The organism is Granulicella paludicola (assembly GCF_025685545.1).
Lineage (GTDB): Bacteria > Acidobacteriota > Terriglobia > Terriglobales > Acidobacteriaceae > Granulicella > Granulicella paludicola.
Map to the genome: position 1 here is coordinate 62971 of NZ_JAGSYC010000024.1, position 12159 is coordinate 75129.

Here is a 12159-nt window from a genome sequence, read left to right on the forward strand (position 1 = left end):
AGAGCTGTTGGGACTGCGAGAGTGGCGGATGGGCAGGTTTCTGTTCAGCCTGGAGCTTCGAGTGATTGAGCGAAGAGGGGACTCGCTTATGGCTTCGGGCCTTTGTGCAAGTGCTTGGCGCCCGGCCAGCTTAGGACCTGTAGGTTGGTTCTGGGTTCCAGAGGAGGAGCATGAGGGCAAGGCCGGAAAGGCAGAGGCCGAGGATCTGGTCTTCGCTATAGTGCCAGTCGATGTTGACGAGCGTGGAGCCAGCGGCGGTGATCGGGATGACGAGCAGGCCGTCGTCGCGCTGCAGGTGTTTGGGTGCGAAGGGTACCGGGTCGGCTTCGCCGCGCTCGGTGACGCGCCAGCTGGGGTAGTCGCGGAGATTGAGAATGAGGTAGCCGGGGCGGTTGGTATGCACGGTGATGCTGTGCGGGGCTGGGGTGGAGAGGGTCTGGGAGTCGGGGATGGGAGTGTCGTCGGTGGTGATGCTGGGGTCGAGCTCGGCGGCGGTGGGCGTGGTGTGCAGCGCCTGTGCGTTAGGGCTGGTTGCGAGCCACCAGCCGGGGTTGTTGGAGCGGAGGGTGTCGTTGTCGGCGGCGATGGGTGTGTACTCGTCGGTGGGGGGAGCGCCGTGGTGCGTGGTGTAGAGGGTGGTGATGGTGTTGGGTTGGTCGGGGGTGTCGCAGGCCTGCGCGTAGAGGTGATAGCCGAGGAAGGTGAGGAGGAGTGGCAGGGCAAGAGCTGTGGCTGCGGACAAAAAGACAAATGCAGGGGGCTCTCCACTGCGTCTGCGCTCTGCTTCGTCTTCGGTCGAGATGACAGCGTCCTTGGTGGGATGGTGAGTGAGACGGTGGATCAGGAGGGCCAGGGCGAAGGCGAGGACTGCGGAGAGGAGGGTGAGGAGTCGCCAGGGGAACTGGAGGTATTGGAGGTTGGGCAGGTGCTGCCAGAGGAGCGACGAGGCGGGTGTGAGCAGCAGGCCGATGACCACGGTGAGGATGGTGAGCGTGGTGGCGAGGGTGCGGGTGGACTCGGCTGAGGCGAGGTCGCGGTCGGTCGTGTCGGCGGCGTCTTCGAGAGGTGACGGTGCGAAGAGGAAGAGGCCAACGAGGGTGAAGATAGTCAGCGCGAGGAGGGTGAGAGCGAGGGTGCTTGCGGTGTGGTTGACGGCGTTATGCGCGGCGTCGGCGGTGGTGGTGAAGAGGTAGTTGTCCTGCACGCGCATGTTGGGGATGACGGCCATGGCGACCTGTACGAACTGGCGTTCGTACGCGGCGGGGATGAGGTAGAAGGCGGGGAGGGTGAGTCCGAGGAGGGTGGCGTAGAGGAAGGTTTGGGTGAGGCGGAAGGGGCTGGGGCTTGCAGGTTGGAAAGCTCCGGAGAGTGTGGGGGCGTCCAGCTCTGTCGGGGTCCTTCGGCTGCGCTGCGCTCCGCTCAGGATGACGAACAGTATGCGGAGGAGGGCTAGCAGGGCGAAGGCGTAGCTGGCCATGACGGCGGCAGGGGCGTTGGTGAGCCAGAGCAGGGCGAGGGGGATCGCGAGGCCACGGACGGTGGGGCGTGGTTTGAAGAGGCCTGCGAAGAGGAGCGGGATCCAGGCGGCGGCGAGGAGTTCGGCGAAGGCGGTGCGCTCGTAGGCGCAGAAGAGGATGTAGGGGTTGGCGAGATAGAAGGCTGCGGCGATGAAGGCTGCGGTGGTGGAGGTGTACTGCCTGGCGAGGTGGTACATCGCGAAGCCCGAGGCGAGGAGCGCGAGGAAGATGTACGCGATGGGAGCGGCGGTGATGGGGAGGACGCTGGTGAGCGCTGCGCCGAAGAGCCAGGAGAGCGGCGGATAGAAGAGGAAGCGGGGTTCGCCGGCGTTCCATGCGGGCGTGATGGCCCAGCGGGGGTAGTCGCCCTGGCCGAGTTGGTGGGCGGCGTCGAGCCAGCTCTGGAGATGGAAGGACATGTCCTGCCCGCAGGAGATGCCGTGCAGGAGCAGCGGCAGGATGGCGAGGAGGGCCGCGATCGGCAGCAGGAACAAGGGGAGTTTGGTGGTGCGCGGCATGGAGCTATTGTGCCATTGCGATGCGAGATGCGAGGTTCCAGGTGTTCAGGGGTTGAGTGGTCCTTTACAAGTTGTCATCCTGAGCGCAGCGAAGGACCTACTTTCTGCCGGTGAGGTATGGATGCCTGCGCCAGAAGCAGACCTTTGCTGCGCTCAGGATGACAATGGGAAGAGGTCGTACCTCGTATCTGGCACCTAGAACCTCGCCTCTCGCACCTAGACGGGGCCGAGGGGTTCGTGGGGCTCGGGTGGGAGTTCGACGCGGATGGGGTCATCCGGATGGATGAGGCCGCCGGTGAGGACGATGCTCATGATGCCCGCACGGCGGGTGCGCTGGCCGGTGGCGTCGCGGTCACCCCAGAGGAGTTGTTGCAGGCCGCTGGCGTGCTTGTCGACTTGCGAGCAGGGTGTGCGGAGGCCGGTGACCTCGAGGATTGCTTCAGGTCCGATGTGGAGGCGCGTGGAGCGCGGGAGGGTGAGGAGATCGAGGTGGCGGGTGAGGAGGTTTTCGCCGATGTCTCCGGGCTGGAGAGGGAAGCCCTTGGCGGCGAGTTCGTCGAGCATCTCGGCGGCGAAGAGATGGACTTGCGCGAGGTTTGGCTGGGTGGGGTTCTTCCGTTTGAGGTAGAGGTGCTGGGTGGTGGTGCCGCGGTGGGCGTCGCCTTCGATGCCTTCGCCAGCGATGAGGCGCAGAGAGAGTTGTGGCTGCTTGGAGAAGCCGTGGCGGGAGCTGCAGGCGAGGGCGATGATGGTGGGTGAGGTCATTGGGGGAGCAGCTTCAGCGTGTGCGAGGTGGTGGGTTGGTTGAGGGGCATGAGGAGGGTTGTGCCTGCCTGCCATAGGGGAAACTGATCGAGGTAGAAGGGGCTGGCGGGGTTGCCGGATTCGCCGGTGGTGATGTTGGCGAAGGTGTGGTCGGGGTTGGCGAGGTCGGCGGTGAAGCGTTCGCTGGGGCCGAAGTGCAGGCCAGCGGCGTGGACGGTGGTGTTGTCTCCGCCGAGGGGTTGGAGGCCGGTACCGGTGCGTGCGCCTATGAGGCGGCTGAGGAAGGACTCGCTGCCGAAGACAGGGTGAGCGATCTCGACCGGATGATAGACGCCGTACTTCCATGTGGCGAGGTTGCCGGGTGCCTGCTTGAGGGCGCGAGCGACGGCGCCGGTGAGGAGGTCGTTCCAGTTGGGGAAGTTTGCGGGGAGCCAGCGTTTGGGCTGGTGCGCGATGAGGCGTTCGAGCGCTGTGCCTTTCTCTCCCCAGAGATAAAGGGCGGTGAGGTCGGCGTTCTGTTTGTCATCGGTGACGCCGTGGGCGCGGAGTTGCGCGCTGAGGAGCATGGGCCAGAGCTCGGTGCGTGTGGCTACGGTGATGGTGGCTGCGGCGGAGTCAGTGGTGAGATCGCCGTGCCAGGCGCGCAGAAGATTGGCGGCGTCGTGGAGGCGCTTGTCGGCGTGGAGAGCAGAGGGTGATGCGTGGTCGAGGGCGTAGGCGAGGCGCTGCGCGATGACGAGGTCGACGTCGGAGTGGACATCTGTCTGGACGTGGAGCATGTCGGCTGGGGTGAGGTTGGTGCGGTTGTCGAGGAGATGCCGGATGCGCTCGACGCGGTAGGGATCGACCCAGTTGTTGGTGATGGTGTAGGGGTAATTGTCGGGGGTGATGCGGGCGTTGGCGGTTGCGAGGACTCCGAAGGGTGGGTCGATGATGGAGGGCAGCTCGTTGTAGGGGATGTAGCCTGCCCACTGGTGCGTGGGGTCGAGGGCGTCGACGGGAGTGTTGGCGAGCGGAGAGCCGATGGTGTAGTCGATGACGGGAGCGGCGGGGGTCTGCTCGGGTGAGGGTTTGACGGTGAGCTGCGTGGGGTCTTCGTCGGTATCGGGTGAGACGGGCGCGGCGATGAGTGAGGGCAGGGCGCGCTGGCGATGATCGAGCGCGCCGCGAATGGGGATACGGCCAAGGGTGTGGTAGCCGATGTGTTGCGCGTCGGCGTAGACGAGGTTTTGCGAGGGACCGCCGAAGGTGCTGAAGGCGTTGACGAGCGAGGCGGCGTCCTGCGCGGAGTTGATGGCGAGGAAGGGCGAGGTGATGGCGGTGGGGTCGTAGATGTTCCAGGCGAGGGCGAGGGCGCGGCGCTCGGATTTGTAGAGCGGTGAGATGACGGGTGTCTGGATGGTGGAGGTGCCGATGCTGTGGGTGGTGGTGAGGACGTCGAGGGTGAGGTCGCGTCCGCCGCGGACGTGGATATTCTCGGGGTGGTGGGTGACGGGTGCCCAGGAGCCGTCGAGTTGCTGGAACTGGGTGTCGGAGCCGGAGCCTTGCAGGTGCTCGATGTAGAGGTCCTGCACGTCGGAGCCGGTGTTGGTGAGTCCCCAGGCAACGTGCTGGTTGCGACCGACGATGACGAAGGGGACGCCGGGCAAGGTGAAGCCTTCTACGTCGAGAGAGTGATCGTTGATGTGTAAGGCGGCTTCGTACCAGATGCCGGGGGCTGTGAGCGAGAGGTGCATGTCGTCGGAGAGCAGGGGCGCGCCGGTGGCGGAGCGGTTGCCGGCGACGACCCAGTTATTCGAGCCTGCACGGCAGCCTTCGCAGGTCTCGCGGGAGAGGGCGGTGTTGGTGGTAAGGAGGTCGTGGGGCGTGGCGGTGGGTCGTAGCGAGGACTGTGAGTTGTCGAGGGGGATTTGGGGGACGTCGACCGGGGCGGTGAGGTCGACGGGCGGCTGCATGGGTGGATGATCACGCCAGGATCCGACGGGGTACATGTCGGCGATGAGGTTGGCTGGGAGATGTGCGGCGAGGGCTTCGCGATTGAGCTTGGTGGGGAAGCTAGTGCTGAGGTCCTGGCTCATAACGAGAGCGATGAGCAGCGTGTCGCGAGGTGTCCAGGGGGCGGGCGTGTAATGGAGTACGTGGAACTCGACGGGCAGGGAGTTGGCATGGGTGTCAATGTAGGCGTTGATGCCGCGGGCGTAGGCGTTGAGCTGGTGCAGCTGGTCTGCTGGGAGAGCATTGACCGCTCGTTCGGCGGCGTTGCGGAGTTGGAGGTAGCGCTGCTGGCGATCGTGGTCGACCATGGACGGGCCGAGGATTTCGGCGAGCTCGCCCGCGCCGTGTCGGCGGAGGGCGTCCATCTGCCAGAGGCGGTCGGTGGCTGTGAGATAGCCCTGGGCGAAGAGTAAGTCGTCGAGGCTGTTGGCATCGATCGAAGGGACGCCGTGCGGGTCGCGCGTGATCGTGACGGGGGCGCTGAGGCCAGCGATGTGGACCTCGCCGTCGAGCTGCGCGAGGTTCGTATGCAGCGTGTGGCGCAGGTAGATCGTGGTAACGAGGGCCGCGAGGACGAGGAGGAGCAGAAGGATCTCTGTGGCGAGGACGAGGCGCTTCGCCGTGTGGGTGCGGAGGCGAGAGGTGGTGCTGGTGGTGGGAGTGGCTGTGCTCATGCGCTAGGGAGATTCTAGCGGGAGGCTACGGGGCTGAAGCCCCTGATTTTAGTCGGAAGGTATGAGACCCGACCTTGAAGGGTCGGGCTATCTGAGCTGTGGCTCACGGTCTCACTAATAGGTTGGGCTGATGGTGGGAGCGGTGTTGGCCTCCTCGGGTTGTTGCTCGATGGCGGGCTGTGAGCCTAGGCTGGCAAGGTGGATGGCGCCTAGCGTGAGCAGCAGGGCGATGCTGGCGAAGATGCTGCCTTCAGGGCCGTCGGCTCCGCCGGAGAGGATGGCTTTGCCTTGCGAGTGCGTGATGAAGAGGCGGCCGATGCTGATGTTGCCGCTGTCAGCTACACCGAAGAGGTAGGACTGTGCCCAGTCCCAGGTGGCGTGGAAGCCGATGCCCCACCAGAGCGAGCCGGTGCGCCAGAGGGCGTAGGCGAAGACCATGCCGGCGAGAAAAACCTGCACGAGGCCGAAGAGGTTTTCGCCACCGTTACCGAGGTGAGCGCAGGCGAAGAGCAGCGAGAGGAGGGTGGCGGCAATCCAGAAGGCTGCGGCGCGAGGGTTGCCCGGAGAGAGTCGCTCAGCCCAGCCCCAGACGCCGCGCATGAGGGTGAACTGCATGTAGCCGCGGAAGGAGTACTCCTCTGAGAAGCCGACGCACAGGAAGGCGAGCAGCCACTTGATGCCATAGAGGTAGATGGCTACGCCGTGGAGGTTCTGGCCGTCGAAGACGATGAAGTGACCGAGGTGCAGAACGAGGATGACGAGGCTGAGCATGACGAGTCCCCAGAAGGCACCGGGGAGGATGTCAGCGAGGCGATTGCGACCGATGCCGTAGGAGGCGAGCGGGCGGCGTTCGCCGCGCGAGAAGAACCAGGCGAGGGCGAAGAGGCCGAGAAAGCTGATGCCGTCCTGTACGGTGACGAGCACGGGAACGAAGTCGATGTGGATATGAGGCTTGGGAGCGCCAGGGCTGGCGCTGGCTTGAAGGCGGGCCTGCATGATCTGCTTTGCCTGGCCGGTGGCACCGACGGCGAAGAGGCCGCCGATGGCGGAGAAGATGATGTAGCCGAGGATCCAGATGGCGATGCCGTAGCCGGCGCGAAGACCGAAGCGACCGAAGAAGAGCGGGTTTGCAGCAGGCGGCGCAGGCGGCGGTGGGAATGTCAGGGGCTCTGCTGCGAGGGGCTGCTCGGAGTACGGTTCCATGGGGGTCCTTTGCGATTGCTACTGATGATACGTGCAAAGGCATTCGTGATGAGATAAGTATCCTGCAAAACCATGTCCGAAGATCCGGACACGGGGCACCCGGAGACGTTGTGGGTTAGGGTGTTGAGGAGGAGGAATGGCTTTGACCCTTTCCGCAATGCAGGGAATTCTGCTGATGCTGCTGGTGCTGGTGGCCGCTTGTGCGCTGCTGGCGGAGCGCGTGAAGGTGCCGTATCCGATTGTGCTGCTGGTGGCAGGGCTGGGTTTGAGCTTTGTGCCGCATGTGCCGCGGGTGCCGTTGAAGCCGGAGATTGTGTTCCTGGTGTTTCTGCCGCCGCTGCTGTATCACTCGGCGTGGCTGACGAGCTGGCGTGAGTTTCAGCGGAACATGGTATCAATCGTGATGCTGGCGGTGGGGCTGGTGACGTTTACGGTGGTGGGGATTGCGCTGTTTTCTGACCATGTGATCGCGGCGCTGGATTGGAAGTCGGGGCTGGTGCTGGGAGCAGTCGTGGCGACGACGGACGCGATTGCGGCGACGGCGATCGGCAAACGTATTGGTCTTCCGAAGGGAGTGATGGATCTGCTGGAAGGCGAGAGCCTGCTGAACGATGCGACGGGCCTGCTGGCGCTGGAGTTCGGCGTGCTGATCGTGGTGCAGGGGCAGACGCCAACCGTGGGCATGGCGGTGGGCAGGTTCCTGTGGTTGATCGTCGGTGGCGTGGGTGTGGGGCTGGTGCTGGGCGCGCTGGTGGTGTGGCTGGAGCGTTTTATCGACGATGCTCCGGTGGAGATTGTGATCAGCCTGGTGACGCCGTATGCGGCGTATCTGATCGGCGAGCGCATCGGGGCTTCAGGTGTATTGAGTGTGGTGGCATGCGGGCTGCTGGTGAGTCGCAAAGGGAGCCAGCTGTATTCGCCGGCTGCGCGCATGCAGTTGAGTGCGGTGTGGCAGTCGCTGGATTTTGTGCTGAACGGGCTGGTGTTCTGCCTGATCGGACTGCAGTTGCCGTATGTGCTTTCGGGGATGGTGCGTGGCTACTCGTGGGTGACGCTGGTGAAGTATGGGCTGGGGTTCAGCGCGGTGCTGATCGTTCTGCGGCTGTTGTGGATGTATCCGGCGGCGTGGGTGGCGTATGCGATTCGAACACGGTGGCTAAAACAACAGCATGCGCAGCCGTCGGTGAAGGGGACCTTCGTTGTGGGATGGACGGGGATGCGTGGCGTGGTGACGCTCGCTGCAGCGATTGGACTGCCGTACCAGCTGGCGGATGGGCGGCCGTTTGAGCAGCGCGACCTGATTGTGTTTCTGGCGTTTTGTGTGATCCTTGTGACGCTGGTGGGACAGGGGCTGACGCTGCCGATGTTGATTCGCGCGCTGGGCATGGCGGGTGTAGATACCGAGGTAGCAGAAGAGAAGAAGCTGGCTCGTGGTACTGCTCTGGAGGCTGCAGTCGCGTGGTTGAACGAGGAGCGCGCGAAGGCGGAGATGGCGTCGTGGCCGATCTTCGACAACATGCTGAAGACGTATGAGAGCCGTCTGAAAGTCTTGTGCAAGGCAGAGCCGGGCGAGAGTGGGACGCAGACGGCCAAGGTGCAGGAACTGGTGCGTGGAGCGGCGCGGCAGCAGCGACATGCGCTGCTGCGGCTGCGTGCTGAAGGTCGCGTGGGGGACGAGGCGATGCGTGCGGTGGAGCGTGAGCTGGACCTGATGGAGACGCGGCTGGATACGGCGAACTCGTGAGGCAATTCGGACAGGAACGGCGAAGTACCGACGTCCGCTCACTCCGGGGCTAAAGCCCTGAACTTCATTTGACTCTAGACGTACGGGCTAAAGCCCGTACCCTTCAACGCGCGTATGTGCAGAGATTCCGTGCGACCGTTATCCTAAAAGGATAAAGGTTTAAAAGGGTGACGCGTGTCTGCTTGCAAGGTTTTTTATCACGACAAATGTTTTGATGGGGCGTGTTCGGCCGCGCTGTTCACGAAGTTCCATCGCGAGTGTGTGGGGACGGCGACGGAGTTTGCGTATCAGGGGTTGGTGCATCGTGCGGGACAGCTGATGGACGATGCCTGGTGGGGCGCGGGTGAGAATGCGATTGTGGATTTCAAATACTCGGCTTCGCCGCGGTTGACGTGGTGGTTCGATCATCATCAGTCGGCGTTTGCGAGCGCGGAGGATGAGGCGGCGTTTCGCGCGGGGCAGGGAACGGAGGGCACGCCGGGGCCATTGGCGATGCGGCAATTCTTTGACCCGAGTTATATCAGCTGCACCAGCTGGATCGCGAACATCGCGAGCACGAAATTTGGCATGGATATTTCGAGGTTGAAGGAGCTGTTGTACTGGGCGGACATCGTGGATGGAGCGAAGTATGAGAGCGCGAAGTCTGCGGTGGAGATGGAAGCTGCCGCGATGAAGCTGACGATGGTGGTGGAGAGTGCGAGCGATGTCGATGGTGTGTCGATGTCGCGGCAGATGATTCCGCTGCTGACGGAGATGCCGCTTGATGCGGTGCTGGGGCAGCCATTTGTGCAGGGGGCGCTGGGACCTCTGATGGGGCGGCATCATGCGCTGGTGAAGCTGATTGGAGAGCGCGCGGTGTGCGAGCGTGGCGTGATTCGCTTCGATATTACGGACCATCCGACGGAGGGATACAACAAGTTCATCCCGTATTACCTGCATCCGGAAGGGACGTACAACGTGGGGCTGTCGCGGTCGAGCTTTCGGAACAAAGTGTCGGTGGGGACGAACCCCTGGACGAAAAAGCCAGCGAGTGAACTGGCGAATATAGCGGCGATCTGCGAGCGGTTTGGTGGTGGGGGACATGCGCGGGTGGGAGCGATCAGCTTTCCGGTGGAGGCTGCGGAGGAGGCGAAAGCCGCGGCGAAGGTGATTGCGGAGGAGCTGGCTTTGCTGGGATGAGAGGACTCCTGCGAAGGGTAAGTGTTCAGCGTAGAGCCAGGAGTAAAGACAGCCAGGAGTGGGGCTATGGCTTTCCTTCGCATTTCCATGTATATACATGGAAATGCGAATGGAGGTTTTATGCGTTCTTTACTAACGAGTGTTCTGGCTTTTGGAATTTGTGCGGGAGCTGCTGGCATGAGGGCGCAGGCTCCGATGATGCAGAGTGTGCCAACGACGAAGGTGCTGGCGATCGGGCATCTGACGGTGGAGCGCGGAGCCATCGGTGGCGTGATGCCGAGCGAGGTGCGGGAGACGGTGAAGCTGTATCTGGGCGGCAAGATTGACCAGTGGTATGTGCGGCAGGACGGCAAGGGCGTGGTGTTTGTGATGAATGTGACTTCGGTTGAGGAAGCTCATGCGCTTCTGGAGAAGCTGCCTTTAGGGGTGAACAAGATGATGGAGTTTGACCTGATGCCGCTGGGGCCGCTCCGCCCGCTGTCGATTTTGCTGGCTGAGCCTGCGGCAAAGCCATAAATCCTGAAGCGCAGGCCTCAGGGGCTAAAGCCCCTTCTCAATTTAGGCGGGATGGATGTACGAGCTGAAGCTCGTACCCTTCAAAGCTATGCTCGATTTTCCCGGAGCAGATAAAGGGTGTTGTCATGCGGTGCTATTGTGCGACGGTGCGGCGGTTGTCCCGGCGGCTGACGAAGATGTATGAGCAGGAGTTGTCGGCGGCGGGAATGAATGCGGCGCAGTATGAGTTGATGAGTCACTTGAAGGCGCGGCCGGGGAGCAGCCAAGGATCGCTGGCGGTGTCTGTCGATATCGATCAGACGACGCTGTCGCGGAATCTGAAGCTGCTGATGGAGCAGGGGCGCGTGGTGAGCGATGTGTCGAAGGCCGATGCGCGGCGCGTGGAGTATCGGTTGAGTTCGCAGGGTGTCCGCGATCTGAAGGCGGCTGTGCCTTGCTGGAAGCGCGCGATGGTGAGGGTGGAAAGAGAACTGCCACACCCTGAGAGTGTGTGGCAGTCGCTTGAAGCCTTAGGTGAAGCGGTCAGCTAATTCATCGGCCTATGTGTAGTCGCGAGATGTCGTTGAACATGACGAAGACAAACATGCAGATGATGCAGACGAAGGCGATCTGGTAGATGCGCTCCTTGAACTGCTGGTTTACGTCGCGCCGGATGATGCTTTCGACCAGGAGGAAGAAGATCATGCCGCCGTCGAGTGGAGGGAAGGGCAGCAGGTTGAAGATGGCGAGGTTGATGGAGATGAAGCTCGTCATTTCAACTAAGGACCACGGGCCGATCTGGAAGGCGAGGTCGATCTGCTGAGCGATGCCGACGGGGCCGGACATCTGCTTGACGGAGACGTGGCGGGTGAAGAGGCCCTGCAGGATGCGGACGAGGAGAAGCGACTTCGCTTTGTTGTCCTTGATGGACTGAGCGATGGCCTTGCCCCAGGGCAATTGCACGACATCGACGGGTGCAGCCTTGGGCAGGAACCCTATTTGATACTGCTTGGTCTTGGCGTCGACGCTGACCTGCTCGGGCACCATGCTGAGCGTAACCTGCTGGCCGGAACGGTTGACGAGGATGGTTGCGGGTGCGCCGTTGCGGTCGTTGAAGTAGGCGTGCAGCGTCTGGACAGAGTGCGGCTGGATGTTGTCCACGCGCAGAATCTGGTCGCCGACCTTGAGGCCTGCGTGATCGGCGGGCGTGCCAGCGGAGACGCTGGAGACGCCGATGGCGTTGGCCTGCATCTGCGGGATGAGGCCGATGGTGGCGAAGGAGTCGAGCGAGAGTTCGCCGTCTGCGTCGGGGGTGATGGGCAGCGTGGCTGAGGTCGGCTTACCTTCGTGGGTAAAGGTGATGGGCAGCGACTGGTTCAGGTTGAGAGCGGACTCGTCGAGCACCTGCTCCCAGGTGGGATTGTCGGCGGTGCCGAAGTGCGTGAGGGTGTCTCCAGCGACGAGGCCGATCTTTGCGGCAGGTGTGTTGGTGGGGACGTAATCGACGACAGCCGGGCCGTTGAGGTACTGATCGACCTCATGATGGTAGTGGCCTGCGAATGCGAGCAGGAAGAACGACAGCACAAAGTTCGCAGCCGGGCCTGCGAGCGCAATGAGGATGCGCTGGAAACGGGTCTTGGAGGTGAACTCATCGGGAGCACCGGTGTTGGATTCGCCACCCATTTCCCCGGCCATCTTGACGTAGCCGCCGAGGGGGAGCGCGGCGATGCGGTAGTCGGTGCCGTTGTGGGTGTAGCCGAAGAGCCGTTTGCCGAAGCCGATGGAGAAGACCTCGACGCGGACGCCGCACATCTTGGCGACGATGAAGTGGCCGAACTCATGGATGAGCACCATGATGCCGAGCACGATGGCGAAGAGGACAACGATACGGGCGTCGACGAAGAGAGTGTGAAGGAAAGAGTGCATAGTTTGGAGAGGTCAGTCGATACGGGTGCGGCTACGTCTTTGTCTCAAAGGTGCGTTCAATGGTCCCAGCGGTAAACGGGGATTGCCAACCGAAGCAAGAAGCAGGTCTTTCGCTGCGCTCAGGATGACAATGCCTGCAGGGC

Annotated in this window: 9 protein-coding genes; 4 read left to right on the forward strand and 5 right to left on the reverse strand. The window is 62.9% G+C overall.

Annotated features, from left to right (window positions below):
* Positions 1-130: 130 nt before the first annotated feature.
* The 4 genes from OHL14_RS09640 to OHL14_RS09655 form a co-directional block, all read right to left on the reverse strand.
* Positions 131-2035 carry a hypothetical protein gene (locus tag OHL14_RS09640; RefSeq protein ID WP_263379132.1) on the reverse strand — a complete coding sequence of 635 codons (1905 nt, stop codon included), beginning with the start codon at positions 2033-2035 and terminating at the stop codon, positions 131-133.
* A gap of 216 nt (positions 2036-2251) precedes the next feature.
* Positions 2252-2800: an MOSC domain-containing protein gene (locus tag OHL14_RS09645; protein ID WP_263379133.1), complete on the reverse strand. Its 549-nt coding sequence runs from the start codon at positions 2798-2800 to the stop codon at positions 2252-2254.
* Entirely contained in the window at positions 2797-5469 is a 2673-nt protein-coding gene (locus OHL14_RS09650) for a penicillin acylase family protein (RefSeq protein ID WP_263379134.1), read from the reverse strand. Before OHL14_RS09650 ends, OHL14_RS09645 begins: the two co-directional genes overlap by 4 nt.
* 114 nt (positions 5470-5583) lie before the next feature.
* Positions 5584-6672 (reverse strand): CPBP family intramembrane glutamic endopeptidase, encoded by a 1089-nt coding sequence (locus OHL14_RS09655; protein ID WP_263379135.1) that lies wholly within the window; start codon positions 6670-6672, stop codon positions 5584-5586.
* A gap of 136 nt (positions 6673-6808) precedes the next feature.
* On the opposite strand from OHL14_RS09655, the gene OHL14_RS09660 reads away from it, so the two are divergent.
* The 4 genes from OHL14_RS09660 to OHL14_RS09675 all read left to right on the forward strand — a co-directional run bounded on the left by OHL14_RS09660 (position 6809) and on the right by OHL14_RS09675 (position 10641).
* Complete coding sequence (locus OHL14_RS09660) at positions 6809-8416, forward strand: Na+/H+ antiporter (protein WP_263379136.1); 1608 nt, start codon at positions 6809-6811, stop codon at positions 8414-8416.
* A gap of 174 nt (positions 8417-8590) precedes the next feature.
* Entirely contained in the window at positions 8591-9595 is a 1005-nt protein-coding gene (locus OHL14_RS09665; RefSeq protein WP_263379137.1) for a phosphoesterase, read from the forward strand.
* A 120-nt stretch (positions 9596-9715) separates the two neighbouring features.
* Complete coding sequence (locus OHL14_RS09670; protein WP_263379138.1) at positions 9716-10111, forward strand: hypothetical protein; 396 nt, start codon at positions 9716-9718, stop codon at positions 10109-10111.
* A gap of 146 nt (positions 10112-10257) precedes the next feature.
* Positions 10258-10641, forward strand: coding sequence for a MarR family winged helix-turn-helix transcriptional regulator (locus OHL14_RS09675; RefSeq protein WP_263379139.1), 384 nt, complete (start codon positions 10258-10260; stop codon positions 10639-10641).
* Position 10642: 1 nt separating this feature from the next.
* On the opposite strand, the gene rseP is transcribed toward OHL14_RS09675, so the two are convergent.
* A complete protein-coding gene (gene rseP / locus OHL14_RS09680) occupies positions 10643-12016 on the reverse strand; it encodes an RIP metalloprotease RseP (protein ID WP_263379140.1) in 1374 nt (457 codons plus the stop codon).
* Positions 12017-12159 lie beyond the last annotated feature (143 nt).